24 protein-coding genes and 3 pseudogenes are annotated in these 25654 nt (G+C 63.0%); 7 read left to right on the forward strand and 20 right to left on the reverse strand.

All coding sequences use genetic code 11. From position 1 onward, the window contains the following. Window positions 1-142: 142 nt before the first annotated feature. The gene (locus CSV86_RS24560) at window positions 143-529 is read right to left on the reverse strand and encodes a PaaI family thioesterase (RefSeq protein ID WP_009400126.1); all 387 of its coding nucleotides are present in this window, start codon (window positions 527-529) and stop codon (window positions 143-145) included. Beyond that, on the reverse strand, window positions 526-2844 hold the full coding sequence (locus CSV86_RS24565) for a Tex family protein (RefSeq protein WP_009400124.1): 2319 nt from the start codon (window positions 2842-2844) through the stop codon (window positions 526-528). The genes CSV86_RS24560 and CSV86_RS24565 overlap by 4 nt, the downstream gene beginning before the upstream one ends. Window positions 2845-3086: 242 nt before the next feature. Between CSV86_RS24565 and ompR the strand changes: the two genes are divergently transcribed. Both ompR and CSV86_RS24575 read left to right on the forward strand, forming a co-directional pair. Next, window positions 3087-3827 (forward strand): osmolarity response regulator transcription factor OmpR, encoded by a 741-nt coding sequence (ompR, locus tag CSV86_RS24570; RefSeq protein ID WP_009400122.1) that lies wholly within the window; start codon window positions 3087-3089, stop codon window positions 3825-3827. Window positions 3828-3952: 125 nt separating this feature from the next. Beyond that, window positions 3953-5266: an ATP-binding protein gene (locus tag CSV86_RS24575; RefSeq protein WP_009400118.1), complete on the forward strand. Its 1314-nt coding sequence runs from the start codon at window positions 3953-3955 to the stop codon at window positions 5264-5266. Here the strand turns inward: CSV86_RS24575 and rimK are convergent. Together rimK and rimB are read right to left on the reverse strand one after the other, a co-directional pair. Next, entirely contained in the window at window positions 5263-6168 is a 906-nt protein-coding gene (rimK, locus tag CSV86_RS24580; protein WP_009400116.1) for a 30S ribosomal protein S6--L-glutamate ligase, read from the reverse strand. The two genes, CSV86_RS24575 and rimK, sit on opposite strands and share 4 nt — an antisense overlap. Further along, a complete protein-coding gene (rimB, locus tag CSV86_RS24585) occupies window positions 6165-6647 on the reverse strand; it encodes a retropepsin-like aspartic endopeptidase RimB (RefSeq protein ID WP_009400114.1) in 483 nt (160 codons plus the stop codon). Before rimB ends, rimK begins: the two co-directional genes overlap by 4 nt. Window positions 6648-6755: 108 nt before the next feature. On the opposite strand from rimB, the gene CSV86_RS24590 reads away from it, so the two are divergent. After that, window positions 6756-7154 carry an Hsp15 family ribosome-associated heat shock protein gene (locus CSV86_RS24590; protein ID WP_009400112.1) on the forward strand — a complete coding sequence of 133 codons (399 nt, stop codon included), beginning with the start codon at window positions 6756-6758 and terminating at the stop codon, window positions 7152-7154. Here the strand turns inward: CSV86_RS24590 and CSV86_RS24595 are convergent. Next, window positions 7145-7948, reverse strand: a complete 804-nt coding sequence (locus CSV86_RS24595) for a phosphatase PAP2 family protein (RefSeq protein WP_009400110.1) — start codon at window positions 7946-7948, stop codon at window positions 7145-7147. The two genes, CSV86_RS24590 and CSV86_RS24595, sit on opposite strands and share 10 nt — an antisense overlap. Window positions 7949-8057: 109 nt before the next feature. Here CSV86_RS24595 and hslO point away from each other — a divergent pair, with 109 nt between their 5' ends. The 3 genes and pseudogenes from hslO to CSV86_RS33860 all read left to right on the forward strand — a co-directional run. Next, window positions 8058-8960 (forward strand): Hsp33 family molecular chaperone HslO, encoded by a 903-nt coding sequence (gene hslO, locus CSV86_RS24600; protein WP_009400108.1) that lies wholly within the window; start codon window positions 8058-8060, stop codon window positions 8958-8960. 180 nt (window positions 8961-9140) lie between these two features. Beyond that, a complete protein-coding gene (locus CSV86_RS24605; RefSeq protein WP_009400106.1) occupies window positions 9141-10682 on the forward strand; it encodes a phosphoenolpyruvate carboxykinase in 1542 nt (513 codons plus the stop codon). A gap of 259 nt (window positions 10683-10941) precedes the next feature. Then, window positions 10942-11070: pseudogene (locus tag CSV86_RS33860) on the forward strand (phosphoenolpyruvate carboxykinase); the annotation flags it as partial. A gap of 57 nt (window positions 11071-11127) precedes the next feature. Here CSV86_RS33860 and CSV86_RS24615 read toward each other — a convergent pair. From CSV86_RS24615 to CSV86_RS24625, 3 genes are all read right to left on the reverse strand, one after another. Next, the gene (locus tag CSV86_RS24615; RefSeq protein ID WP_158487720.1) at window positions 11128-11451 is read right to left on the reverse strand and encodes a response regulator transcription factor; all 324 of its coding nucleotides are present in this window, start codon (window positions 11449-11451) and stop codon (window positions 11128-11130) included. 277 nt (window positions 11452-11728) lie between these two features. Further along, window positions 11729-12178, reverse strand: coding sequence for a hypothetical protein (locus tag CSV86_RS24620; protein ID WP_009400099.1), 450 nt, complete (start codon window positions 12176-12178; stop codon window positions 11729-11731). A 104-nt stretch (window positions 12179-12282) separates the two neighbouring features. Then, window positions 12283-12621 (reverse strand): response regulator transcription factor, encoded by a 339-nt coding sequence (locus CSV86_RS24625; protein ID WP_009400095.1) that lies wholly within the window; start codon window positions 12619-12621, stop codon window positions 12283-12285. A 502-nt stretch (window positions 12622-13123) separates the two neighbouring features. Between CSV86_RS24625 and CSV86_RS24630 the strand changes: the two genes are divergently transcribed. After that, on the forward strand, window positions 13124-13633 hold the full coding sequence (locus CSV86_RS24630; RefSeq protein WP_170395027.1) for an acyl-CoA thioesterase: 510 nt from the start codon (window positions 13124-13126) through the stop codon (window positions 13631-13633). A 6-nt stretch (window positions 13634-13639) separates the two neighbouring features. Here CSV86_RS24630 and CSV86_RS24635 read toward each other — a convergent pair whose 3' ends face one another. The 12 genes and pseudogenes from CSV86_RS24635 to CSV86_RS24690 all read right to left on the reverse strand — a co-directional run bounded on the left by CSV86_RS24635 (window position 13640) and on the right by CSV86_RS24690 (window position 25652). Further along, window positions 13640-14296, reverse strand: coding sequence for a response regulator (locus CSV86_RS24635; RefSeq protein ID WP_009400089.1), 657 nt, complete (start codon window positions 14294-14296; stop codon window positions 13640-13642). A gap of 54 nt (window positions 14297-14350) precedes the next feature. Beyond that, window positions 14351-15418: a protein-glutamate methylesterase/protein-glutamine glutaminase gene (locus tag CSV86_RS24640; RefSeq protein WP_009400087.1), complete on the reverse strand. Its 1068-nt coding sequence runs from the start codon at window positions 15416-15418 to the stop codon at window positions 14351-14353. Further along, window positions 15415-16227, reverse strand: coding sequence for a CheR family methyltransferase (locus CSV86_RS24645; protein ID WP_037060494.1), 813 nt, complete (start codon window positions 16225-16227; stop codon window positions 15415-15417). The genes CSV86_RS24640 and CSV86_RS24645 overlap by 4 nt, the downstream gene beginning before the upstream one ends. A gap of 1 nt (window position 16228) precedes the next feature. After that, on the reverse strand, window positions 16229-16732 hold the full coding sequence (locus tag CSV86_RS24650) for a chemotaxis protein CheW (protein ID WP_009400084.1): 504 nt from the start codon (window positions 16730-16732) through the stop codon (window positions 16229-16231). Window positions 16733-16743: 11 nt separating this feature from the next. Next, entirely contained in the window at window positions 16744-18363 is a 1620-nt protein-coding gene (locus CSV86_RS24655) for a methyl-accepting chemotaxis protein (protein WP_009400082.1), read from the reverse strand. Further along, a pseudogene (locus CSV86_RS24660) lies at window positions 18354-20374 on the reverse strand (chemotaxis protein CheA). The gene CSV86_RS24655 and the pseudogene CSV86_RS24660 overlap by 10 nt, the downstream one beginning before the upstream one ends. Next, window positions 20364-20702 carry an STAS domain-containing protein gene (locus tag CSV86_RS24665; protein WP_009400077.1) on the reverse strand — a complete coding sequence of 113 codons (339 nt, stop codon included), beginning with the start codon at window positions 20700-20702 and terminating at the stop codon, window positions 20364-20366. Before CSV86_RS24665 ends, CSV86_RS24660 begins: the two are co-directional and overlap by 11 nt. After that, on the reverse strand, window positions 20702-21067 hold the full coding sequence (locus CSV86_RS24670; protein WP_009400075.1) for a response regulator: 366 nt from the start codon (window positions 21065-21067) through the stop codon (window positions 20702-20704). Before CSV86_RS24670 ends, CSV86_RS24665 begins: the two co-directional genes overlap by 1 nt. A gap of 17 nt (window positions 21068-21084) precedes the next feature. Further along, window positions 21085-21657, reverse strand: a pseudogene (locus CSV86_RS33555) (methyl-accepting chemotaxis protein); the annotation flags it as partial. 853 nt (window positions 21658-22510) lie between these two features. Beyond that, on the reverse strand, window positions 22511-22984 hold the full coding sequence (locus CSV86_RS24680; RefSeq protein WP_009400072.1) for a glycine zipper domain-containing protein: 474 nt from the start codon (window positions 22982-22984) through the stop codon (window positions 22511-22513). Window positions 22985-23265: 281 nt separating this feature from the next. Continuing rightward, window positions 23266-24623 (reverse strand): IS3 family transposase gene (locus CSV86_RS24685; protein ID WP_376699761.1). Its coding sequence is split into 2 segments (ribosomal slippage): window positions 23266-24147 and window positions 24150-24623, totalling 1356 coding nucleotides; the frame shifts between segments, so codons are not numbered across the junction. A 105-nt stretch (window positions 24624-24728) separates the two neighbouring features. Next, window positions 24729-25652, reverse strand: a complete 924-nt coding sequence (locus CSV86_RS24690; RefSeq protein ID WP_009396534.1) for a sulfonate ABC transporter substrate-binding protein — start codon at window positions 25650-25652, stop codon at window positions 24729-24731. Window positions 25653-25654: the final 2 nt, after the last annotated feature.

Raw genomic sequence — 25654 nt, forward strand, 5'->3', positions numbered from 1 at the left:
CACACATCAGTCGCCCCGATATGGGGGTGGAAATGACGGTCTACAAGGGTGGACAGGAGGAACTGGCGTTGTCGCCTGGTTTTCGCAGGGAATCGGCAGCGCCCAGCGCACTGCCGAAAGTACCGCAGATGGCCTTTTGCGGCTAGAGCGCCGCGAAGGTGCCTTGGGCCTTGGCGACGAGTTTGTCGTCCTGGAATACGTCGGCGTCCAGTACGAGCGTGCGGCGCCCGGCGTGCAGGACGCGGGCGATACACAGCACTTCACCTTCGCTGACCGCACGAACGTAGTTGATCTTGCACTCCAGGGTGACGCTGCGCCGATCGAAGCCGTGGCTGCTGGAGCAGGCCAGGCCCATGGCGATGTCCACCAGGCTGAAGATCGCCCCGCCATGCAGGAAGCCGCCGCGATTGCGCAGGTGCGGCTCCAGGGCCAGGGCCACCTCGGCAACGCCCGCTTCGAGGCGTTGCAGACGGCAGCCCAGCAACTGGCTGAAGGCGCTCTGGACGATGTCTTCAGGCGCGCCCGTCACTTCTTCTTCAACTGCTTGGCGTTGGCGAACAAGGAGGCCATGGCGTTGTTGGCCGGTGGCGGGGTGTCCTTGACCCGCGCTGGCGCACCTTGCTGGCGACCACCCGAACCCTGGCGACCGCCGCGGGCACCCTCGACCTTCTCGCCCGGGGTGTCGCTCATGCGCATGGACAGGCCGACGCGCTTGCGCGGGATGTCCACTTCCATGACCTTGACCTTGACCACGTCGCCGGCCTTGACCGCTTCACGCGGGTCCTTGATGAACTTCTCGGACAGCGCCGAGATGTGCACCAGGCCGTCCTGGTGCACGCCGATATCGACGAAGGCACCGAAGTTGGTGACGTTGGTCACCACGCCTTCGAGGACCATCCCCGGCACCAGGTCCTTGAGGTCTTCGACGCCTTCCTGGAACTCGGCGGTCTTGAACTCGGGGCGCGGGTCGCGGCCGGGCTTGTCCAGCTCCTGGAGGATGTCGGTGACGGTCGGCAGGCCGAAGGTCTCGTCGGTGAACTTCTTCGGATCGAGACGCTTGAGGAAGCCGCTGTCGCCGATCAGCGAGCGGATATCGCGGCCGGTGTCGGCGGCGATGCGCTGTACCAGCGGGTAGGCTTCGGGGTGGACGGCCGAGGCGTCCAGCGGGTCGTCACCGTTCATCACACGGAGGAAGCCGGCGGCCTGTTCGAAGGTCTTCTCGCCGAGGCGGCTGACTTTCTTCAGGGCGGCGCGGGTCTTGAAGGCGCCGTTGGCATCACGGTGGCTGACGATGTTCTGTGCCAGGGTCGCGTTGAGGCCGGAGATGCGTGCCAGCAGGGCCACGGAGGCAGTGTTGACGTCGACGCCGACGGCGTTCACGCAGTCCTCGACCACCGCGTCCAGGCCACGGGCCAGCTTGAGCTGGGAAACGTCGTGCTGGTACTGGCCGACGCCGATGGATTTCGGGTCGATCTTCACCAGCTCGGCCAGCGGGTCCTGCAGGCGGCGGGCGATGGACACGGCGCCGCGGATCGACACATCGAGGTCGGGGAATTCGCGGGCGGCCAGTTCGGATGCCGAGTACACCGAAGCGCCAGCCTCGGAAACCATGACCTTGGTGATCTTCAGCGCCGGGTATTTCTTGACCAGTTCGGAGATCAGCTTGTCGCTTTCACGGCTGGCGGTGCCGTTGCCGATGGCGACCAGCTCCACCGAGTGCTTGGCGCACAGGGCGGCGAGGATGGCGATGGTGCGATCCCAGTCGTTCTTCGGCGCGTGCGGGTAGACCGTGGTGTGGTCGAGCAGCTTGCCGGTGGCATCGACCACCGCGACCTTGCAGCCGGTACGCAGGCCCGGGTCGAAGCCCAGAGTCGCGCGCGGGCCGGCCGGAGCGGCCAGCAGCAGGTCGTGCAGGTTGTGGGCGAACACGTTGATCGCCTCGCCTTCGGCATTGTCGCGCAGCTCGCCGAACAGGTCGGTTTCCAGGTGGCTGTAGAGCTTGACCTTCCAGGTCCAGCGCACCACTTCGGCCAGCCATTTGTCGGCCGGACGGCCCTGGTTGGCCAGGCCGAAGCGCTCGGCGATCATCAGTTCGCACGGGTGCAGGGTGCCCGGGAGTTCTTCGCCGACCTTGAGCGAGGCGGACAGCACGCCTTCGTTGCGCCCGCGGAAGATCGCCAGGGCACGGTGCGACGGCACGCCCTTGAGCGGTTCGTCATGTTCGAAATAGTCGCGGAACTTGGCGCCCTCTTCCTCCTTGCCCGGCACCACGCGGGCCGACAGGGTGGCTTCCTGGGTCAGGAAGTTGCGCAGCTTGTCGAGCAGGGCAGCGTCTTCGGCGAAGCGCTCCATGAGGATGTACTTGGCGCCTTCCAGCGCAGCCTTGACGTCGGCAACGCCTTTTTCGGCATCGACGAAGCGCGCGGCCTCGCTTTCGGGGGACAGCTGCGGATCGGCCAGCAGGCCGTCGGCCAGTTCGCCGAGGCCGGCTTCCAGGGCGATCTGGCCCTTGGTGCGACGCTTCTGCTTGTACGGCAGGTACAGGTCTTCGAGGCGGGTCTTGGTATCGGCGAGCTTGATCTCGCGGGCCAGTTCCGGGGTCAGCTTGCCCTGCTCCTCGATGCTGGCCAGGATGCTGGCGCGACGCTCGTCGAGTTCGCGCAGGTAGCGCAGGCGCTCTTCGAGGGTGCGAAGCTGGGTGTCATCCAGGCTGCCGGTCACTTCTTTGCGGTAACGGGCGATAAAAGGCACCGTGGAGCCTTCATCAAGTAGAGCCACGGCCGCCTCGACCTGTTGCGGGCGGACGCCGAGTTCTTCGGCGATGCGGCTGTTGATGCTGTCCATAAAACCACCTGACAAATTGTGAATGCTTGGCCGCAGGGGCCGGCGCCAGAGGGCGTCGGGGCATGGCGGCGCGCGGTGAAAAGCGGCGCATTATACCCAGCGCAAAAGGCTTGCGGTGATAGCGGCTGGCCAGCCTGACAGACCATTCCGCTGGCACACGGGGAAAAATCTGCTAACAATGAGCTCGGCACCCGCAAATGGCGGCTAAGCCATAATGCGCGCCGAGATTAAAGGAGCTACCCATGAGCAGCACTGCACAAACAGCCGAAGGCGAAAAGATCCTCATCGTCGATGACGACCCGGGCCTGAGCAGCCTTCTCGAGCGTTTCTTCACCAGCAAGGGCTATCGCGCACGGGCAGTACCCAATGTCGAACAGATGGACCGCCTGCTGGCGCGCGAGGTGTTCAACCTGGTCGTCCTCGACCTGATGCTGCCCGGCGAGGATGGTCTTTCCGCCTGCCGGCGCCTGCGCGCAGCGAACAACCAGGTGCCGATCATCATGCTCACCGCCAAGGGCGACGAGTTGAGCCGGATCAAGGGCCTGGAACTGGGCGCCGACGACTACCTGGCCAAGCCGTTCAACCCCGACGAGCTGGTCGCGCGGGTCAAGGCCGTACTGCGCCGCCAGGCGCCCACGGTACCGGGCGCACCGGGCAGCGAGGACGAAACCGTCACTTTCGGCGACTACGAGCTGTCCCTGGCCACCCGCGAACTCAAGCGTGGCGACGAAGTGCACATGCTGACCACCGGCGAGTTCGCCGTGCTCAAGGCATTGGTCATGCACGCCCGCGAGCCACTGACCCGCGACAAGCTGATGAACCTGGCCCGTGGCCGCGAATGGGATGCACTGGAGCGCTCCATCGACGTGCAGATTTCGCGCCTGCGCCGCATGATCGAGCCTGACCCGTCCAAGCCGCGCTATATCCAGACCGTCTGGGGCGTAGGCTACGTGTTCGTGCCGGACGGCAATGCCGGCAAGTGATGGCACGTGTTACCGATGAGTCATCGAAAGCAGGGCCACCGCAAGGTTGCCCTGCTTTTGCTTGGATCACCTCATGCCCTGCCCGCGAGCCGCGCTCGCACCTGCCAAGCGTGTAGCCGTCGCCCATGAAAACGCCACTGTGGTTTCCGCAAAGCTTCTTCGCCCGCACCCTGTGGCTGGTGTTGATCGTCGTCCTGTTTTCCAAGGCACTGACCCTGGTCTACCTGCTGATGAACGAGGACGTGCTGGTCGATCGCCAGTACAGCCACGGCGTCGCCCTGACCCTGCGTGCGTACTGGGCAGCGGACGAGGAGAACCGCGACAAGGTCGCCGAAGCCGCCGGCTTGATCCGCGTCACCGGCAACGGCGTGCCCGAGGGCGAGCAACACTGGCCCTACAGCGAGATCTACCAGCGGCAGATGCAGGCCGAACTGGGCGAGGACACCGAGGTCCGCCTGCGCGTCCATTCGCCTCCGGCGCTCTGGGTCAGGGCGCCGAGCCTGGGAGACGACTGGCTCAAGGTGCCGCTGTACCCGCACCCGTTGCGCGGCCAGAAAATCTGGAACGTGCTTGGCTGGTTCCTCGCCATCGGCCTGCTGTCCACCGCCTCGGCGTGGATCTTCGTGCGCCAGCTCAACCAGCCGCTCAAGCGCCTGGTGTTCGCCGCCCGGCAACTGGGCCAGGGCCGCAGCGTGCGCCTGCCGATCAGCGACACGCCGAGCGAAATGACCGAGGTGTACCGCGCCTTCAACCAGATGGCCGAGGACGTGGAACAGGCTGGCCGGGAGCGCGAACTGATGCTGGCCGGGGTCTCCCATGACCTGCGCACGCCCCTCACCCGCCTGCGCCTGTCGTTGTCCATGCTGCCCAGCGAAAGCGACCTGACCGACGACATGGTCCGCGACATCGAGGACATGGACGCCATCCTCGACCAGTTCCTCGCCTTCATCCGCGACGGCCGCGACGAGCCCGTCGAGGAAGTGGACCTGAGCGACCTGGTGCGCGAAGTGGTCGCGCCGTTCAACCAGCCGAAGGAACAGGTGCGCCTGTGCCTGGAGCCGATTCCGCCCTTCCCGCTGCGCCGTGTCTCGATCAAGCGCCTGCTCAACAACCTGATCGGCAACGCGCTGCATCACGCGGGCAAGGGCGTGGAAGTAGCCGCCTATATCTCGGGTGACGCCAATGCGCCATACGTGGTGCTGAGCGTGCTGGACCGCGGTGCGGGGATCGATCCCGCCGAGCTGGATGCCATTTTCAACCCGTTCATTCGCGGCGATAAGGCCCGCAGCGGCAAAGGCACCGGGCTGGGCCTGGCGATCGTGCGGCGGATCGCGGCCCAGCATGGCGGCAACGTGGAATTGCGCAATCGCTCCGGTGGCGGGATCGAGGCTCGGGTGCGCTTGCCACTGGGCCTGCTGCTACCGCGCGACGCCGTCTAGCCCTTTCCTTTGGTGCGGGTCTGGTTGGGCCCGCCGTTCTTTTCCAGATGCTCGATGATCATCCCGGCGACATCCTTGCCGGTGGTGACCTCGATGCCTTCCAGACCGGGTGACGAGTTCACCTCCATCACCAGCGGGCCGTGGTTGGAGCGCAGGATATCCACACCCGCCACGCTCAGGCCCATGACCTTGGCCGCACGAATGGCGGTCATGCGCTCTTCCGGGGTGACCTTGATCAGGCTGGCGGTGCCACCGCGGTGCAGGTTGGAGCGGAACTCCCCCGGCTTGGCCTGGCGCTTCATCGAGGCGATCACCTTGTCGCCGACCACGAAGCAGCGAATATCCGCGCCGCCGGCTTCCTTGATGTACTCCTGGACCATGATGTTCTGCTTCAGGCCCATGAACGCCTCGATCACCGACTCGGCGGCCTTGGTGGTTTCGCACAGCACCACACCGATGCCCTGGGTGCCTTCCAGCACCTTGATCACCAGCGGCGCGCCGTTGACCATCTGGATCAGGTCGGGAATATCGTCCGGCGAATGGGCGAAGCCGGTCACCGGCAGGCCGATGCCACGGCGCGACAGCAATTGCAGCGAGCGCAGCTTGTCCCGCGAGCGGGCGATGGCCACGGATTCGTTGAGCGGATACACGCCCATCATCTCGAACTGGCGCAGCACCGCGCAGCCGTAGAAGGTCACCGAGGCGCCGATGCGCGGAATCACCGCATCGAAGCCTTCCAGTGGCTTGCCGCGATAGTGGATCTGCGGCTTGTGGCTGGCGATGTTCATGTAGGCACGCAAGGTATCGATCACAACCACTTCATGGCCCCGTTGCGTACCGGCCTCGACCAGACGACGGGTGGAATACAGACGCGGGTTACGCGACAGCACAGCGATCTTCATGCAGCACCTGTGGAAGGGGTAATGGTGGCCGGGAACGCCGGCTTGTCCTGTACATACTTGAGCCCTGGGTTGACCACCAGTTGGCCGTGCACCAGGGCTTTGGAACCTAGAAGCAGCCGATAGCGCATGGCCTTGCGACAGGCCAGGGTGAACTCCACTTCCCAGACCCTGTCGCCGAGCGCAAGTGCCGTGCGAATGACGTAACGCACCTGGGCGTGGCCATTGGAGCTCTTGATGGTCTTCATCGCTACCAGCGGCGCTTCGCAGCGGCGGTGACGCATTTGCACTACCGAACCCAGATGGGCGTTGAAGCGCACCCAGCGCTCACCATTGCGCGTGAACGGCTCGACCTCGGTGGCATGCAGGCTGGAGGTGCTGGCGCCGGTATCGATCTTGGCGCGCAGGCCGGCCAGGCCGAGGTCGGGCAAGGCCACCCACTCGCGCAAACCGATAACGCTCAGATGATCAAATGTCTTCACGATGGGCAACCCGGGAAAATTCGGTGAACTGTAAGCAGGCAGCGGACTTTTTGCATCCGTCAGTTACGGTAGTACAGTTCCATGACCGCAATTCAACGGAGCTGTGTCATGGCTTATCAGGAAGACGACGACAAGGTTCGTCTGGACAAATGGCTCTGGGCCGCGCGTTTCTACAAGACCCGCGCCCTGGCCAAGGCCGCCATCGAGAGCGGCAAGGTGCACTGCCGTGGCGAGCGCTGCAAACCCGGCAAGGAGCCGCGTATCGGCGACGAGTTCGTCCTGCGTACCGGTTTCGACGAGAAGACCGTGGTGGTCAAGGCGCTGTCCATCGTGCGCCGGGGCGCGCCGGAGGCACAGACGCTATACGAGGAAACCGCAGACAGCATCCGCCGCCGCGAACAGGCGGCGGAGCTGCGCAAGGCCGGCGCGCTGGGCGTGACCACCGATGGCCGGCCGACCAAGAAACAGCGTCGGCAGATCCATCAATTCCAGGGCAATTACGACTGACCGCTGACCACGCTCAATTGCCGGATCACCGGCAGGCGGGTGGCGAAGGCGAACAACGGCGCGGTCCAGCGCATCAGCGCGGCGCTGGCCCTTGCAGCCAGTGGCGTGAAGCAGCTCCAGCCGAGTGCCAGCACGGCCATCAGCAAGCCACCGATGTAATCGTCCTGGCCCCAGTGAGCCCCCGCGACCAGGCGCGGCAGCATGAACAGCACGGCCAGGCCCCAGACCACCAGGTTCTGCCAGAGCCCCCGGGTAAACAGGGTCATGAACAGCGCCCAGACCAGCAGGACCGAGGCGTGGTCACCCGGGAAACTCTTGCTGGAACGGTCCTTCAGTTCCCAGGTGGCTTCCAGGTGCGGGTAGAAATCGCTGAGGCGAATGGCATCCTCGAACACCATGGACGGGCTGTGATGCTGCCAGCCGGCAGCGTCCACCCACTTGGAAAACAGCGCGCGAACCACCACTAAGAGCAGCAGCGTGACGAAGAAGCCGAAGAAGGCTTCGCGCACCTGGTGCGCCTTGAACACCCAATTGCCACGGATCAGCACGGCCAGCAGGATCAGGCCGACGACGATATCGAAGGGACGCAGGCTGCCGAGGGTCCAGATATAACGCCAGGCGGCGTTGTCGGCCAGCGGTGCATTGAGGCTGTGGAACAGCCACTCGTCGAAAGTCAGGCAGAGGATCTGGCCAAAAGGCCATAACCAGAAACACAGTAGCGCAATGGGTAGCAGCGTACAGGCTGCCAATGGGCCCCAGGACCACCTCGCTTGGAACAGTGGTCGATTGTCCATAAGATACCTCTCCAGAAAATTGCCATGCGAGCACCTTCAGGGTGCTCTGCCATAGGGGTTTCGAAACCCTTGTAATTATCTTGTCACATTTACAGACAGCAGATTCCCAATGAGCGACGTGCCGGATACAGACTTCACCCAACGCTTCATCTTCGACGAGCGCGACGTGCGCGGCGAACTCGTCAGCCTTGAAACCAGCTACGCCCGGGTGCTGGAAAAGCACCCCTACCCGCAACCGGTCGCACAACTGCTCGGCGAACTGATGGCCGCCGCCGCGCTGCTGGTCGGTACCCTCAAGTTCGATGGACTGCTGATCCTCCAGGCGCGTTCCGATGGTCCGGTGCCGTTGCTGATGGTCGAGTGCTCCAGCGAGCGCGAGATCCGCGGTATCGCCCGCTATGACGGCGACGCGCTCGGTGTTGACGCCGGCTTGCGCGAGCTGATGCCCAACGGGGTACTGGCGCTGACCATCGATCCGCACCACGGCAAGCGCTACCAGGGCGTCGTCGAACTGGACGGCGCCGACCTGGCCGAGTCCTTCACCAACTACTTCGTCATGTCCGAGCAGCTGGGCACCCGGTTCTGGCTCAGCGCCGACGGCCAGCGCGCCCGTGGCATGCTGCTGCAGCAACTGCCGGTGGACCGCCAGCCGGATGCCGATGAGCGCGCCGACAGCTGGGCCCACGTTTCGGCGATCGCCAACACCCTCAGCCGCGACGAGCAACTCGGCCTGGACAGCGAAACCCTGCTACATCGCCTGTACCACGAAGATGCCGTGCGCCTGTTCGATATCCAGCCGCTGCAATTCCGTTGCAGTTGCTCGCGAGAGCGTTCCGGTAACGCGCTAGTCAGCCTCGGGCTCGAGGACGCCCGCGAGCTGCTGGTGGAACATGGCGGCGAGATCGAGGTCGATTGCCAGTTCTGCAACGAGCGCTATCGCTTCGATACGGCGGATGTGGAGCAGCTGTTCGCTGGAGGCGGCGTGGACTCGCCGTCAGATACTCGTCACTGAAACGTTTCTGCTCAGGGAATTCTCCTGTCGAATGCGCTTAAGAAGCAGTTCTGACAGGAGGGCCCTACTTTTTTTGGGCGTTTCTGGCATAATCCGGCCACTTTTTTCGCTGTAGTAGTTCGTAAAGATCTACTACAAATCGTTTGGAGCACTCGGCCACCGGGCCGGATGGGGAATCTCATGACGCAAGCCAACAACGCCGTGTTCACCGATCTGAGCGTCGACGAGCTGGTAAAAGAAGCACTGAAACGCGGTGAAGGCGAGCTGGCCGACACCGGCGCGCTGGTCGTGAAAACCGGTCACCGTACCGGTCGTTCGCCGGTCGACCGTTTCATCGTCGAAGAGCCGAGCACCCAGGACGCCATCGCCTGGGGCCCGATCAACCGCAAATTCCCCGCCGACAAGTTCGACGCCCTGTGGGCCCGTGTCGAGGCGTTCAACAATGCCCAGGAACACTTCGTTTCCCACGTTCACGTAGGTGCAGCCGAAGAGCACTACCTGGCCGTCAAGATGACCACCCAGACTGCCTGGCAGAACCTGTTCGGTCGTTGCCTGTTCATCAACCCGGCCCAGTACAACCCGGCTGGCCGCGAAGAGTGGCAAGTGCTGAACGTCGCCAACTTCGAGTGCGTGCCAGAGCGTGACGGCACCAACTCCGATGGTTGCGTGATCCTCAACTTCGCCCAGAAGAAAGTCCTGATCGCGGGCATGCGCTACGCCGGCGAAATGAAGAAAGCCATGTTCTCGGTGCAGAACTTCCTGCTGCCGGCCGCCGACGTACTGCCAATGCACTGCGCCGCCAACATCGGTGAAGAAGGCGACGTGACCCTGTTCTTCGGTCTGTCCGGCACCGGCAAGACCACCCTGTCGGCCGACGAAAGCCGTTACCTGATCGGTGACGACGAGCACGGCTGGGGCGAAGGCGTTGTCTTCAATATCGAAGGCGGCTGCTACGCCAAGTGCATCGACCTGTCCGAGAAGAACGAGCCGGTGATCTGGAAAGCCATCAAGCACGGCGCAGTGCTGGAAAACGTCGTCCTCGACGACGCCAAGCACGCCGACTACGCCGATGGCAGCCTGACCCAGAACAGCCGTGCCGCGTACCCGCTGGAGCACGTCGAGAAGCGTTCCGAGAAGAACCTGGGCGGCGAGCCCAACGCGGTCATCTTCCTGACCTGCGACCTGACCGGCGTCCTGCCGCCAGTGTCGATCCTGAACAACGAGCAGGCGGCCTACCACTTCCTGTCCGGCTACACCGCGCTGGTCGGCTCCACCGAAATGGGTTCGGGCGGCGGCATCAAGTCGACCTTCTCCACCTGCTTCGGCGCGCCGTTCTTCCCGCGTCCGGCCGGCGAATACGCCGAACTGCTGATCAAGCGCATCAAGGGCTTTGGCTCCAAGGTGTACCTGGTCAACACTGGCTGGACCGGTGGTGGCTACGGCGTCGGCAAGCGCTTCAGCATTCCGACCACCCGTGCGGTGATCGCTGCGATCCAGAGCGGCGCGCTGATCGGTGCCGAGACCGAGCACCTGGACATCATCAACCTGGACGTGCCGAAGGCTGTTCCGGGCGTCGATACCGAACTGCTGAACCCGCGCAACACCTGGGCCGACAAGGCCGCCTACGACGAAGCAGCCAAAGGCCTGGCCTCGCTGTTCATCGAAAACTTCAAGAAGTTCGAAGTTTCCGACGCGATCAAAGCTGCTGGTCCGCAGCTGTAAGCTGACAGGCGCTGTACAAAAAGCCCCGGTTCGGAAGAGCCGGGGCTTTTTTGTGGGCGTCTACAAGAGCCAAACAACGCTCGGTCAACAGTGGGGGCGGGTTCACCCGCGATTACGTCGGTGAATTCACCGCCACTATCGCTGGCAAGCCCACAGGGTTCTGCGGCGTTTGCAAGATTCCGGCGCGGCTCGGTCAACTGTGGAAGCTGACTTGTCGGACCGCCGCACCGCAGCGATTGCTATGGTGGGTTCACTACCGGTGATCGCAGCGATCCAGAGCGGTGCGCTGATCGGTGCCGCGGCCGAGCACCTGGGCCGCCTGTTCATCGAGAACTTCAAGAAATTCGAAGTTTCCGAGGCGATCAAGGCTGCCGGTCCTCAGCTGTAAGCTGACTGGCGCTGTGCGAAAAGCCCCGGTTCGAAAGAGCCGGGGCTTTTTTGTGGGCTAGACCAACAGGTTTTTGACTGCGGTCAGCAATGCCTCTGAGGTGACTGGTTTGAGAAGCGCCTTGTTGGCGTCTGACTTTCTTGCGTCCGCCTGTCGACCTTCGGAAAACAAAAATATACTCGGCATAGAGCTATGGGCCTTTCTGAAGTTATATAGAGTGTCCACCGCACTCATGCCAAACAGCTCCGAATCAACAATGACGAGGTCATACTTTTTCTTCAAGGCCTCTCGAAGTCCTTGAGCCCCATTGCTGAACGTAGCTATCTCAAACTCATTCTGTAGTGCGCCGACAATAAAATGTCGCATGCTCTGCTGGTCCATGATTATCAGGATCCTTTTCATCTGGCGGCCTCCACGTATCTATCCGTTAAGTGAATTCCGGACGTGAACTTCCATTGCCTCGATTGGGCACCCGAACGCTGGTATGGACAACAGGCATTTTTATCAGGTGCCGACCAGTGGTAGTGGGCTCATCGAGCCGCCGAAATGCCGCGATCACATCGGTGAATTCACCACCGCTATCGCTGGCAAGCCAGCTCCCACAGGGTCCGCGTCGTTCGCTGGAGATCCGCTTACCGGGGGCTTGTCCATTCACACTTCAAAGCGTCTCGATAACAAAATCATCGAATGCAACGAACGCCCCCGGCCCGCCGGCAACCGACACCTTGATCACCTTGATGGGCGCCGCCGCGCTGCTGCAGACCACCGGCACTAGCGACTTCGCCGGCAACTTCGCACTGCCCAGCTGCTTGCCGCCCGCATCGTAGAATCGGCAGGGGTCGCCCGCCGTGGTGCGGTAGTTGACGAAGCCAATACTGGTAACGCTGTCACTCTTGAGCGTAATGGTAAGTTCGTCGTACTCGCCCATATGGCTGCCCCAGGCGTATTTGACCCAGATACCCTTGTTGATCTCGGTGAGTGGATCCTTCACGGCTGCGAGCGTCGTGCCGGTATTCGAGGGCACGTCAAGGATAAAATGCGGGCGTTCGATTCTGGTGCCATGGTTCTTTACGGCCAGGTCTTCGAAATCGTCTGTGAGAGTAGCCACGGATCGTTCCTCCTCATGAGCCGACGAGATGTCGGTGCAACCATTGGAAGAGCATCGGGCAACCGGCACAACTGGCATTTTTATCAGGTGGCGTAGTGCAAGTTTCACAAACGGTTGATTTGCTTGTGGATCGCGGCGAGAAGTTCACAGGGCAAAAATGGTCTCGCCAACACTCCGCCGGCTCCGCTGGCCCGAGCCATCTGTTCTTCGCTGAGGTCGACCAACAACAGGCTTGCCGAGGGATAAAAGCAACTGACCAGTTCCCGATAGTTGGAGCGCAAGTGCAGGTCGGCGACGACCAGCTCGTATCGGTTCAACTTCAGCAGTTTCAGTGCGCCCTGAAGGTCATGAGCCTGCGTCGCCTGGAAGTGACTGTCCATCAGGCAGGTCATGGTGAAGGGGGTGGTTGCCTGGCTGTCGCTGAATAGCAGGACCGTGTTCATGCCGGAACTCCTTTCCGTACCTCTAAAGCTGCCGCCAGGCATCCGCTTCGGCTAAAGCAACGTTCTAACCACAGCCAGCACTTCTTCCGGGGTAACGGGTTTTACGAGTACCTTGTCTGCGCCCGCCCCTACTGAGTCCGCATTTTGCTCCGGCTCAGTGAGCAAAATAATCGGTGGGCGGTCATGGCGATATTGAAATTCATACAGCACCCTTATGGGGGGCTGCCGAGGGGCCCGAATCTACGATGACAAGATCGGGCCTGATAGTAGTAAATGCTTGAAACGCCCATGTCTCATTACTCACCGCCGTAACTTCAAACTCCTGGTTAAGCCCTATTTCGAGCAATGTGCGCGTGGATAGCGTTCTGGAAAGCAGCAGAATTTTCTTGGCCATGGTGGATGCTCTCCGATCTTGTTCTCGATGCCTCAATAGAACGCCAGCCTTACCCAATGGACAACTGGCATTTTTGTCAGGTGCCGACCAGCGGTTCGAGGGCCCGAGATGCCTCGCTCCTGCACGGGCCGCTTCGCGCTGGCGATCCGCAGCAAAATCCCTCAGCATCGCCTTTCATTTTCCGGAGGCCACCATGTCCGAAGACCTGCAGATCGATCACTTCCCCACGCCGGCTTCATCTCCACCCGCTGGCAGGACGCGGACCTCAACGGCCAGATCACCAGCGCGGCGGTGTATGGCTTTTTCGATACGGTGATCCAGTCGTGGCTTGCCAGCCATGGCCAGATCGATCCGCAGGAAGGCGAGGTGGTGGCGTTCGTGGTGAGTTCGTCCTGCGATTTCTACGCCTCGGCAGCCTTCACCGATATGTTGCAGGTGGGCCTGCGGGTCGAGCGCTTCGCCGGGAGCACGGTGGAGTACGAGGCGGCACTGTTCGACATGAGCGGCAAGCAGCTGCATGCCCTGGGCCGGGTGGTGCAGGTGTTCATCGAGCGCAATACCGGCAAGCCGGCCACCTTCCCGCAGCACCTGGAGGCGGCACTGTCGGCCCTGACCTGACAGCGCTCAGTCGTTGAGCCGGATGATCCCTTCACGCACCGCGAACAGCACCAGCCCGGGCACATCGTGAATCTGCAGGCGATGCATGATCTGCGAGCGGTGCGCCTCGATGGTTTTTACGCTCAGTCCCAGGCCATCGGCGATGGAACGGGTCGACTCACCCCGGGCGATCAAGCGCAGGATCTCCATCTGCCGCGCAGTGAGCTGCATCGCTGCGCTGACCTGCGGCTTGCGCCGGTTCTGCTTCACCGCCTGACCGATCACCAGCGGCAGCACTGCCGACGACAGGTACTGCCCGCCCCCACGCAACGATTGCAAGGCCAGCTCCAGCTCCTGCACTGTCGCACTCTTGAGCAGGAAGCCATGGGCGCCCTGCTGCAGGCAGTGCATGACGAAGTCCAGCTCCGAGCGCGACGACAGCATCAGCACGGTACAGGCCGGCACCCGCAGGTACAGCTCGCGCAACAGTTCCTCGCCAGCCATGGTGCCGAGGGCGATATCCAGCACGATGATGTCCGGCTTGAGGGTTTCGGCCAGCTCCACGGTGGTCACCGTGTCGCCCGCTTCGCCAACCACGGCATATTCTTGTTTTTGTTCGAGCAACGCCCGCAGGCCTGCACGGAACAGGGGCGAGTCGTCGGCTATCAGTAAACGGCAAAGCATAGGTTCGAGCCTGTATCGCGCGTAGGGCGGCATTGGAAGGTGATACTGGACTGCTCAGCCATTGCGGGCACTGACACCGAACTGGTTGATCAGGATCGGCATGCGATCGAGCGGCTCGATGGTCTGGGCCGCGCCGAGGCGAATGGCTTCCTTGGGCATGCCGAACACCACGCAACTGGCCTCGTCCTGGGCCACGGTGCTGGCACCCTGTTCGCGCATGGCCAGCAGGCCACGGGCTCCGTCGTCACCCATGCCGGTCATGATGATGCCCAGGGCATTGCTGCCGGCATGGCGAGCGGCGGAACGGAACAGGACGTCGACCGAGGGCTTGTGCCGGTTGACGGCAGGGCCGTCGAGCACTTCGACCAGGTAGTGCGCACCACTGCGCTTGAGCTGCATATGCAGGCCACCGGGTGCCAGCAAGGCGAGTCCGGTGTGCACGCGATCCAGATGCCTGGCTTCGCGAACTTCGATCTGGCACAGGCCGTTGAGACGGCGTGCGAAGTCGGCAGTGAACTTCTCCGGCATGTGTTGAACGATGACCAGGCCCGGACAGTCGCGCGGCAGTTGCCGCAGGACGAACTCCAGTGCCTGGGTACCGCCGGTCGAGCAGCCAAGTGTAACGATTCGGTCGGTGGTTTTGCGCAGCGCCGGGACCGGCTGCAGGTCTTTTTTTTCCGTCGCGGGCAAGGCGTGACGGGCCACTGGCCGGGTTTTCGCGGCATCCTCGATGCAGCGCACCAGATTCCCGGCAATGTTCTCCAGGCTCTGCTTGAGCCCCAGTTTCGCCTTGGTGAATACCCCGACGGCACCAGCAGCCAGGGCTTCGACATTGAGGTCGTTGCCGGCCTCGGTAAGCGTCGAGCAGATAATGGTCGGCGTCGGCCGCTCGGCCATGATCTGGCGCAGGAACGTCAGCCCGTCCATGCGCGGCATTTCCACGTCGAGGACCAGCACATCGGGCCAGTCGCGGCGCATCTTGTCGATGGCGTAGAGCGGGTCGGCGGCCATGCCGACCACCTGGATGCCGGGATGGTTGCCGAGATACTGCCCGAGCACCTGGCGGACCAGGGCCGAGTCGTCGACGATGAATACACGGATGGGAGTGGAACGCTCGATCATAAGCGTTCGAACACCGAAGGCCGCACCGGGCGCAGCGGCAGGTTGAAGCCGTGGATGCTTTCGGCGTGGCCGATGAACAGCAGCCCACCCGGGCACAGGCGCTCGACCAGGTTGCGAACGATGCGCTGCTTCTGCTGGGTATCGAAGTAGATCAGCAGGTTGCGCAGGAAGATCACCTCGAACTGGCCGAGGCTTTCCGGCATGGGCTGGATCACGTTGATTTCGCGCAACTGCACCTTGTTGCGCAGCCAGGCCTGCACGCGCATGCGCCCCTGCATGTCGTCGATCCCGCACAGGCAGTGACGGTGCAACCAGCCCTCGGGGAAATAACGCGCCTGGGCCAGGTCGTAGATGCCCTGTTCGGCGATCTCCAGCATGCTCTGGCTGAGGTCGCTGCCCAGCACCGACCACTCGTTGCCGCGCGCATGCTCGGCGGCGGTCATCGCCAGGCTGTAGGGCTCCTCGCCCGACGAACAGGCGGCGCTCCACAGGCGCAGCGGCCCGCCGCGCTTGCTCAGCCATTGGCCGAGAAACTCGAAATGGGCGAACTCGCGGAAGAAGTAGGTTTCGTTGGTGGTCAGCAAGTCCACGACCAGACGCCGTTCACGGGCGTATTGGGGAGTGGCCAGGCAGTTCAGGTACTCGTCGTAGGTTTCGATCTGCAGGTGGCGCAGGCGCTTCAACAAGCGTCCGGCCACCAGCGAGCGTTTGTTGCTCGCCAGATGGATGCCGGAGGCATCGCGCATCAACTGCTGCAACTGGCGAAAGTTCTGTTCGCCGAGCACCGGCAACTTGGGCATCGCGGACATTTCAATGGGCCTTCGCCGCCTGGCTGAGGTGGCGGATATCGTCCAGCGACAGCACTTGCAGCATGTTGAGGATGATCAGGAATTCCTGGGCCTGCTGGGCCATGCCAGCGATGAAGTCGGAGCGGATGGTGGTGCCGAAGGCCGGCGCCGGCATGACCAGGCGCGGATCGATCTCCAGCACTTCGTCCACCTCGTCCACCACCAGGCCGATACGCTGCAGGCCATCGGCCAGCGCCAGTTCGATGATCACGATGCAGGTGCGCTTGCCGGGCTCGGTCAGGCTCAGGCCGAAACGCGCGGCGAGGTCCAGCACCGGCACCACGTTGCCGCGCAGGTTGATGACGCCATGGATATAGGCCGGCATCATCGGCACCCGGGTGATCTCGGCGTACTCGATGATTTCCCGTACCAGGGCGATGGGCAGCGCGTAACCGGCCTCGCGCACGCGAAAGCTCAGGTGCTGGATGGCATCGACTTGCGTCTCGATTCGTTGCGGCTGGCTCATGGAAACCTCGCTCAAGTGAAACTGACGAACTGGCCTTCATCGATCAGCGCCTTGGGCCCTGGGCGTGCCGGGGCCGGCAGGCTGTCGCCGCGCGGATTGCGCACCACGACGCTGCCCTGTTCGAAGCGGAAATAGCCGATCAGTTCCTGGAGCTGGCTGGCCTGGGCGTTCATCTCCTCGGCGGTGGCCGCCAGTTCCTCGGAGGCCGAGGCGTTCTGCTGGGTGATCTGGTTCATCTGGCCCATGGCGATATTGATCTGCCCGGCTGCGCTGCTCTGCTCCTGCGAAGCCGCGGTGATTTCCTGCACCAGGTCGGAGGTGCGCTGGATGTTCGGTACGATCTCGCCGAGCAGTTGCCCGGCCTGTTCGGCCAGTTGCACGCTGCTCGACGCCACCTGGCCGATCTCCTGCGCGGCCACCTGGCTGCGTTCGGCCAGCTTGCGCACTTCCGCCGCGACCACCGCGAAGCCCTTGCCGTGATCGCCGGCGCGCGCCGCCTCGATGGCCGCGTTAAGGGCCAGCAGATTGGTCTGGTAGGCGATGTCGTCGATGATGCCGATCTTGTCGGCGATCTGCTTCATCGCCAGCACCGTGTCGCCTACCGCGCTGCCACCTTGCACCGCATCGTTGGCGGCCTTGCCGGCGATACCGTCGGTGATCTTGGCGCTTTCGGTGTTCTGGGCGATGGAGGCGGACATCTCTTCCACCGAGGCGCTGGTCTGCTCGACGCTGGCGGCCTGTTCGTTGGCTGCCTGGCTCAGGGACTGGGAGGTCGAGCTGACCTGCTCGGAAGCCGACGACAGTGCATCGGCGGAGCTGCGCACATCACCGAGGATGCTGCGCAGGCGCTCGGTCATGTTTTGCATGGCACCGAGCAGACGGCCGGTTTCGTCCTTGCGATCGATCACCAGGTCCTGGCTCAGGTCGCCGGCGGCCATGCGGTCGGCAGCCTGCACCGCGCCAGCCAGCGGGCGGGTAATGCTGCGAGTGACCAGCACCCCGATCAGCATGCCGAGCAGGGTCGCGGCCAGTACCAGGACGATCATCTGCAGCCGCGAGCTCTCGGCGATGGCGCTGATATCGGCATTGGCCTCGCTGGCGCGGGCCTGCTTGGCGTCGCTGGCAATGCCCAGCAGGCGGTCCACTTCGTTGGCCGCAGCGGTGTTGCGCGGCATCAGTTCAAGCGCGGCGCTCATGGTTTGCAGCTCGCCGGATTGGCGGTGGGTATCGAGCATCAGGTTGGCGGCGCTGATGTACTCCTGCAGCGGGCCTTCGATCGCCGCTACCTGTGCCTTGCCCTCGGCCGTCAGGAAATACTGCCGTGAGTTGGTCAGCAGCTCGCGGGTCTTGTCCATCGCGGCCCGGGCCTGGGCGGCGGATTCATCGCGGTCCTGTGCATCGCTGGCCATCAGGCTGCGACGTACCGCACGGTTGGCCAGGAGCAACTGGATATTGGCTTCCTGAAGCGTGGACAGGCCTACCACGTCCATGTCGTACATGCGGTCGGAGAGGTCGTTGACCTGGCTCAGGTTGCGGATGCCGATGAAGCCGATGACCGCGGTCAACGCCACCACCAGCAGGAAGCCCAGGGTCAGGCGCACGCCTATCTTCATGTTGCTGATCATTTGCATGGTGACTCTCCGGAAGGGCTGAGCAGGTTCGATCGGGGTTCGCTTTCCGCACGTTGCTGCAACTGGCGGAACAGGCTGGGAATATCGAGGATCAGCGCGACCTGGCCGGAGCCGAGGATGGTCGAGCCGCTGATGCCGGACAGGTGCTGGAACATCTGCCCGAGGGTTTGATGACGGTCTGCAGCTCGCCCAGCAGGTGCTCGACGATCAGCCCGGCCTGTTGCCGGCCCTGGCTGACCACGACGATGTTGCGCCGGGCGCGCGGGTCGCCACGCAGGCCGAAGTGCCGACCCAGGTCGACGCTGGGCAGGGGCTTGCCACGCAGATTGAGGTGGCCGCTGGCATCGAGGGCGTCGGCGCGCTCCTCCATGCACTCGGTGACCATGTCCAGCGGGATCACGAAGTGATCGCCACCGACGCTGACCAGGAAGCCGTCGATGATCGCCAGGGTCAACGGCAGGCGGATACGGAAGGTGCAGCCCTGTCCTGCGCTGGATTCGATCTCGATGATCCCGCGCAGTTCGTCGATGGCGCTGCGCACGACATCCATGCCGACCCCGCGGCCGGACAGGTTGGAAACCGCTTCGGCAGTGGAGAAGCCGGGTTCGAAGATCAGTTGGTGGATGTCCTGCTCGCTGATCTGCGCATCGGCGTCGAGCATGCCGCGGGCGATGGCCTTTTCGCGGATGCGTTCGGCGTTCAGGCCGCGGCCGTCGTCGCTGACTTCGAGGACGATCATCCCCGAGTCATGGCAGGCGTTCAGGCGCAGGTTGCCCTGCTCCGGCTTGCCTGCGGCGCGGCGCTCTTCCGGCGATTCGATGCCATGGTCGATGGCGTTGCGCACCAGGTGCACCAGCGGGTCGGCGATACGGTCGGTGAGGGTCTTGTCCAGCTCGGTGTCGCTGCCGGACAGGCTTAGCTGGATCTGCTTGTTCAACCCCTGGCTGACATCACGGACCACGCGATGGAAGCGGTTGAAGGTCTCGCCGATCTCCACCATGCGCAGCTTCAGCGCGCGCTCGCGGATCTGCTCGACGTGCTGCTGCACGGCCTGAACGCTCTCGATGCAGGCCGTGGAGCCGCTGCGCAGCGATTGCATATGCGCGCCAGCGGTGCTTATCACCAGTTCGCCGACCAGGTTGATCAGCTCGTCGAGCTTGTGCGCGGCCACCTTGACCATGGCGCTGCCGTGGTTGCCGCTGCGCGGTTCGCTGGTGGCGCCAGGGAGACTGGCGATGGACAGCTGCGGGGCCGGCGCCAACGTTTGCGCTTCGACTTCCGAAGCGAGCGGACCAGGCTCGCCGGCGTCCTCCCGCAGCTGCAGGCGCAAGGTGCAGAAGTCTTCGGCCAGGGCGAAAACGTCGAGCAATTCTTCGCGACTGGCGGCGCTGCGCAAGGTCAACTCGTAGCCCAGGTAGCAGGCTTCGGCGTCCAGCGCATGCAGGTCCGGCACGGCCCAGGCGAGGGTCTGCAAGGTCTCGATGCGGCCAAGGCGATCCAGGTAGCGCAGGAAGCTGCTGGGTTCGAAGCCGTTGCGCAGCAGTTCGTTGTCGAAGCGGATCGACAGGAACCACTCGTTGATCTCGCCCGCCTGTGCAGCGCTTTCGGCAACCGCCTCGCCGCCGCCCAGCGCCACGAGCAACTCGCTCTGGCGCGGCGTATGGGGCGCCAGGGTACCGTGCCGAGGGTCGATGCTTTCGACCATGCCGTTGAGTTCGTCCATGCACTGCAACATCAAGGACACCAGCGGCGCGGTCAGCTGGCGCTGCCCGTCGCGAACCCCCATCAGCTGGTTTTCCAGTTGATGGGCCAAAGACACCAGCGGCTCCAGCGAGAAGATCCCCGCCGAGCCCTTGAGGGTATGCACCGCGCGGAACAGCGCGTTGATCACCTCGACATCGTCGCTGCCCTGTTCCAGGCGCAGCAGGTTGTCCTCGGCTTCCTTGAGCAGGTCGCGGGCTTCCTCAAGAAAGCCTTCCAGCAGTTGCGTCCATTGATCGCTATCGAACATCGCGCAACTCCTCGCCAGCGCCGGAGGCGCCCAGCGGATACAGGGATTCGAGGCGCAGCAGGTCGACCAGTGCGCGGGCCTGGGCTGGCAGGTCGATTACCTGCGCACCCTGCACCAGGGTCTTTTGCAGCGACAGCAGCAGTTGCAGGCCGGCACTGTCGATCTCCTCCAGGCCGCCGAGATCCAGCGCCCAAGGGCCCGGGTCTTGCGCCAGCAGGGCCAGGAAGGTCTGTCGGGTCTCGCCCGCTTCATAGATGGTCAGGTCGCCGTGCACACTCAGCCGCGCAGGCGCCAGGTCGCTGGCCGGATGCAGCGTGACGGTGGCCATCAGCCGATCAGCTTTTCGACCGCCGCCAGCAGCTGCTGCGGCTGGAACGGTTTGACGATCCAGGCCTTGGCCCCGGCCGCCTGGCCTTCGGCCTTCTTCGACTGCTCGCTCTCGGTGGTGAGCATCATGATCGGAGTGAAACGGTACTCGGGCTTCAGCTTGACCGCCTTGACCAGGCCGATGCCATCGAGGTTGGGCATGTTCACGTCGCTGATGATCAGGTTGATTTTCTGCCCGGTGAGTTTGTTCAGGGCGTCCTTGCCGTCGCAGGCCTCGATGACCTGGTGACCGGCACCGGTGAGGCTGAGCTTGACCAATTGGCGCATGGAGGCGGAGTCATCGACGATCAGGATGGTCTTGGCCATGTCAGGGCCCTCGGTAGTTAGAAAAAGGTCACGTCACTGGCGCTGGCGGCCTGGCTGTGGCCGGCGCGCTCCTCGCTGGTGGTGAAGCGCTCGCGCAGCCGGGCAAGCCAGGCCTGGGCATCGTGCAGGCGCTGGTCGCGGCGCTCGATGGCTTCGAGCAGTTGCTGCAGGTCGGTCTGAAGGTGGTCGAGCATTTGGTCGGCGCGGTCCTGGAACTGCAGGGCGACCATGACGGCGTGGATATCGCCCTGGGTGGAGCGGGCGTTGTCCTGGAGATTGCGCGAAGCGACGTCGAGTTCGTCGAGGTTGCTGCCAAGGCCGTTGATGACCTCGCCCAGCACCTGTTCCAGGCGCGCGAGGTTCTGCTGTTCTTCGGTATTCAGCTCGTTGGCGGATTCGATGCTGGACTGGATCGCCTGGTTGATCTCGCCGACCTTGCTGTCCATCGACTGGCCGGTCTCGGCGGACAACCGGGAAAGCTTGCGCACTTCATCGGCGACCACGGCGAAACCGCGACCGAACTCACCGGCACGGGCGGCCTCGATGGCGGCGTTGAGGGCCAGCAGGTTGGTCTGGCTGGCGATTTCCTGGACGTGGCGGGCCATCAGCTGCAACTCGCCGGTGTAGCCGCCGAGGTGGCCGATGGTCGCGAGGAATTCCTGCTGGCGACGGCTACCAGCGGCGAAGGCTTCGGTAACGCCCTGCAGGCGCTGGTTGGCCTGGCGCAGGTTCTCGCCGAGACCGCCGCTGGTGAGGACGTCTTCGCTCTGGTCGAGGCTGGCCTGGAGGCGCTGGCTGATATCGCTGAAGCGACCGAGCAGGCCGCCGATGTTGTCGGCGAGCAGGCGGCGGCTCTGTTGCAGGCTGTCGGTCCAGGACGGCACGACGGCGGGCAGGAGTTTTTCCAGGGCGTGGGTTTCAGGCTCGAGCGGCAGGCTCTGCGCCATTTCCTGCGGCCCGTTAGCGGCGGCCTTGCGCGGGGCCAGGAACAGCGCGGCGGCGGCGATCAGCAGCAGACCGACGATGTTCAGCCAATGCAGTCCGGAGAGCATCGCGGCGACGCACAGAACAATCCCTATACCGATTCCTACGTGCATTCGCATCCCTTACGCCCACCGTCCCTTCTTTGAAGGCTTCGCATGGTAGCGATAGTGATTTGACGTCAAAATCGGGACGCCCCTTAATCCGACCGGAGCGTCACAAAACTGCGACGACGAAACGCTACGGGAGTGCGCTGACCACTCCGACAGGAATGTCGGGTGAAACGCTTTAGGCGCAGCGCACCCGGGGATTCCGGGAAGGCTTAGGAGGGAGTGGCAGACGTAGGAGGATGGCTTAAGGCAAAGGTGTGATGGCGTTTAGCTTGATAAGCAATCGGTTAAAGGGACCTTGGGGGCTTTCCCGCATTCCGTCCCCCGGGAGAACGGAATGCGGGGCGACGGATCAGTCGCGCCAGTGACGCTTGTGCTTGCGGTGGCCGTAGTGATGGCCACGATCATGGGCATAGCGGCGGTCGTAACCACGGCCGCGATCACGGTAGTGGCGATCGTCGTCGTCGGCCTTGTTGCCCATGTAGTTACCCAGGGCACCACCGGCGCCACCGCCGGCTGCGGCGCCGATCAGGCTGCCGTTGGTGCCGCCCAGGCTGCGGCCCACCACGTTGCCGCCGGCTGCGCCCAGGGCACCGCCGATGGCGGCTTCGCCGCGGCTGCGTTTGTCGGCGCCGACGGCACTACCGGCCGCACCGCCGAGACCGGCGCCGATCGCCGAACCGGTGCTGCCACCGATCGACTGGCCGACCACCGAGCCCAATACCCCACCCAATGCGCCGCCAATACCGGCTTCGGTGGTGCCGCCTGCGCTGGCAACGCCACTGAGCAGGCTAAGGGACAACAGAAGAATCGAGGAGTACTTCATACGAAAGCCTCAAAGGGATGACGCGGCGATCCTGCGTCCGGCGCGTGAGGCTGACAATTGAAATCCGACGAGTAGCACGACTGTCACACATATTTCTAACTTATTGATTTCATGGTGAAACTTATCGTGTTTTTGCGTGTCTTAGGTTACTTGCGGGATGAGGCTCTGACGGATGTCAGGGCCTTTTTTGTGGGCGGGGGATTTGTGGTGTTGCTGAGGGCCTCATCGCTGGCAAGCCAGCTCCCACAGGATCCTGGACTGCCCCGAAAAGTTGGACAGTTTTAGCTAGCAGCTTGGGCCCTGTAATCGACAGGGCTTAAGCCGTTTAACCTCAGCTTGATGCGGTCATGGTTGTAGTAGCGGATGTACTCGTCCAGACCGGTGGTCAGCTCTTCGATGCTCTCAAACCGCTTCAAATAGAAAAACTCAGACTTGAGTGTGCCGAAGAAGCTTTCCATAGCGGCGTTATCCAGGCAATTCCCTTTGCGCGACATGCTCTGCTTTACGCCACGCTGCTCAAGCTTTTCGCGGTATTGGCGCTGCTGATAATGCCATCCCTGATCAGAGTGGATGACCAGCTTCGGCTCCTTTCCCAAGCTACTCAGAGCTTTTTCCAGCATATTCCCCACCAGCTCATAGCCTGGGCGGCGAGCGATCTCGTAGGCCACGATCTCACTGTTGTACAAGTCCATCACTGGTGAGAGATAGAGCTTTTGCTGAGCCACTTTAAACTCGGTTACGTCAGTCACCCACTTCTGATTGGGCCGCTGGGCGATGAAGTTTCGCTCCAGCAGATTCTCGGCAATCCTGCCTATCTCTCCTCGATAGGACCGATACTTTTTAGGCCGCACAACCGCCCGCAAACCTTGGTCGGCCATCAGCCGCTCCACAACCTTCTTGTTCACCAGGATGCCTTGATTCTTGATCGCAAGCGTCACGCGCCGATACCCATAGAGCCCTTTTTCCTTGTGATAGACCTGACTCACCAGCTCTTTCAGATCGGCATGTTTATCCGGCTTTTGAAGGCTTTTGAGCTGGTAGTAGAAGGTACTGTTCGACAACTCGACCAGGGCCAACAACGCTGACAGCGGGAATCGGGTTCGGAGTCTTGAGACGATCAGCGTTTTTTCTCTGGCCTTCGCTCCTTCTGCTCTCTCAAAGCCTTCAGCTCCTTTAGGACAGCGTTCTCCATGCGCAGATACTCGAGTTCTGCCATGAGCTGATCTCGCGGCTTCAGCGCGTCGTCAGTGTCAGTGGGTTTGAGTGGCTTGATCTTCTTGGACACGTCGGCAGGCTTTTTTCGTTGAGTGGCAGTAGAGGTGGCAAGGTTGCCACTGTAGTACTGGTGCTCCCAAATGCCTACCCGGGAGGACTGTCCCAAGCCGAAGTGAGCTGCCGTTTTACGCAGGGAAAGCCGATGCTCGCGCATGTACTGCACAACCCTGCGCTTGAAATTGATGTCGTAGCGCTGACCGTGAGGTATGGGACTGATAGTGGAACGGGCTTTATAGCTCGCCACCCAGCGCCTCAGCAGGCTGAAATCGATACCGAAATGCCGGGCTACCTTTCGGAAACCATCGGTGCCCTCCAGGTAGGCAGTGATGGCTGTGAGCTTGAACTGCTCGGTGTACTTACTCATAACTCCCCCAAGGGTTGGATTAGTCTCCAACTTCTTGGGGGCAGTCCATCCTGTGGGAGCTGGCTTGCCAGCGATGAGGCCCGGATAAACGACATCAGACCCGAATCAGGGCAACGCCCTCTTCACCTCCAAGCGCTTCGGCAACAACCGGTTCTCGTAGAACAGATCCGCCGTCGCCTGCTGCGCCGCGATCACCTCGTCGGTGATCGGCAATACCGGCGATGGCGGCCGGTTATCCACATAGCTGGCGACCACCGCCTCCGGTAGCCCCATCGAAGCGCTGAGCACTTTCAAACTCCCCGCACGATCACTGCGAGTCAGCTCTTCCGCTGCGGTCAGCTGGTCCAGCAGGCTGTGGATAAACTCGCCATTCTCCGCCGCATAGGCCCGCCGTGCGGTGTAGATCGGCCCGGACAGCCCCAGGCCCTGCCCGTCCGCCAACTTGCGGCTGTGCCCCTCGCTCAACGCCAGCGAGACATAGGGGTCCCATACCGCCCAGGCATCCACGCTGCCGTGCTCGAACGCCGCGCGGGCATCGGCCGGGGTGAGGTACACCGGCTGGATGCCCTTGAAGCCCAGCCCTGCCTTGTTCAGTGCGCGCAGCACCAGGTTGTGCGAGCTGGAACCCTTCTGCAGCGCGACCTTGCGCCCCTTCAGATCAGCCACCTGCCTGAACGCGCTGTCATTGCGCACCAGGATCACCTCCGCCGACGGCTTGGCCGGCTCGGCGCCGATATACACCAGGTCCGCTCCCGCCGCCTGGGCGAACAGCGGCGGAATATCACCGGTGGAACCGACATCCAGGCTGCCGATATTCAACGCCTCCAGCATCTGCGGCCCGGCAGGAAACTCGATCCACTGCACCTTCGTCCGGGCAAAGCGCTTTTCCAGCAGCCCATGCTCCTTGGCCAGTACCAGGGCGATGGAGCCCTTCTGATAGCCGATCCGCAATTCCTGCGGATCAGCCAACGCCACCGTCGCCAGCCCCAGCAGGGCCAGGCCGGCACCCAGCATTGCGATCACCTTCATGC

Origin of the sequence: Pseudomonas bharatica CSV86, from assembly GCF_000319305.2 — a bacterium.
GTDB classification, from domain to species: Bacteria; Pseudomonadota; Gammaproteobacteria; order Pseudomonadales; family Pseudomonadaceae; genus Aquipseudomonas; species Aquipseudomonas bharatica.

Bases quoted from the DNA above. Each gene is read 5' to 3' on its own strand.
- CSV86_RS24565 (WP_009400124.1), bottom strand. From the start codon at position 2,844: ATGGACAGCATCAACAGCCGCATCGCCGAAGAACTCGGCGTCCGCCCG.
- ompR (WP_009400122.1), top strand. From the start codon at position 3,087: ATGAGCAGCACTGCACAAACAGCCGAAGGCGAAAAGATCCTCATCGTC.
- CSV86_RS24575 (WP_009400118.1), top strand. From the start codon at position 3,953: ATGAAAACGCCACTGTGGTTTCCGCAAAGCTTCTTCGCCCGCACCCTG.
- rimK (WP_009400116.1), bottom strand. From the start codon at position 6,168: ATGAAGATCGCTGTGCTGTCGCGTAACCCGCGTCTGTATTCCACCCGT.
- CSV86_RS24590 (WP_009400112.1), top strand. From the start codon at position 6,756: ATGGCTTATCAGGAAGACGACGACAAGGTTCGTCTGGACAAATGGCTC.
- CSV86_RS24595 (WP_009400110.1), bottom strand. From the start codon at position 7,948: ATGGACAATCGACCACTGTTCCAAGCGAGGTGGTCCTGGGGCCCATTG.
- hslO (WP_009400108.1), top strand. From the start codon at position 8,058: ATGAGCGACGTGCCGGATACAGACTTCACCCAACGCTTCATCTTCGAC.
- CSV86_RS24605 (WP_009400106.1), top strand. From the start codon at position 9,141: ATGACGCAAGCCAACAACGCCGTGTTCACCGATCTGAGCGTCGACGAG.
- CSV86_RS24615 (WP_158487720.1), bottom strand. From the start codon at position 11,451: ATGGACCAGCAGAGCATGCGACATTTTATTGTCGGCGCACTACAGAAT.
- CSV86_RS24625 (WP_009400095.1), bottom strand. From the start codon at position 12,621: ATGAACACGGTCCTGCTATTCAGCGACAGCCAGGCAACCACCCCCTTC.
- CSV86_RS24630 (WP_170395027.1), top strand. From the start codon at position 13,124: ATGCCTCGCTCCTGCACGGGCCGCTTCGCGCTGGCGATCCGCAGCAAA.
- CSV86_RS24635 (WP_009400089.1), bottom strand. From the start codon at position 14,296: ATGCTTTGCCGTTTACTGATAGCCGACGACTCGCCCCTGTTCCGTGCA.
- CSV86_RS24640 (WP_009400087.1), bottom strand. From the start codon at position 15,418: ATGATCGAGCGTTCCACTCCCATCCGTGTATTCATCGTCGACGACTCG.
- CSV86_RS24645 (WP_037060494.1), bottom strand. From the start codon at position 16,227: ATGTCCGCGATGCCCAAGTTGCCGGTGCTCGGCGAACAGAACTTTCGC.
- CSV86_RS24650 (WP_009400084.1), bottom strand. From the start codon at position 16,732: ATGAGCCAGCCGCAACGAATCGAGACGCAAGTCGATGCCATCCAGCAC.
- CSV86_RS24655 (WP_009400082.1), bottom strand. From the start codon at position 18,363: ATGCAAATGATCAGCAACATGAAGATAGGCGTGCGCCTGACCCTGGGC.
- CSV86_RS24665 (WP_009400077.1), bottom strand. From the start codon at position 20,702: ATGGCCACCGTCACGCTGCATCCGGCCAGCGACCTGGCGCCTGCGCGG.
- CSV86_RS24670 (WP_009400075.1), bottom strand. From the start codon at position 21,067: ATGGCCAAGACCATCCTGATCGTCGATGACTCCGCCTCCATGCGCCAA.
- CSV86_RS24680 (WP_009400072.1), bottom strand. From the start codon at position 22,984: ATGAAGTACTCCTCGATTCTTCTGTTGTCCCTTAGCCTGCTCAGTGGC.
- CSV86_RS24690 (WP_009396534.1), bottom strand. From the start codon at position 25,652: ATGAAGGTGATCGCAATGCTGGGTGCCGGCCTGGCCCTGCTGGGGCTG.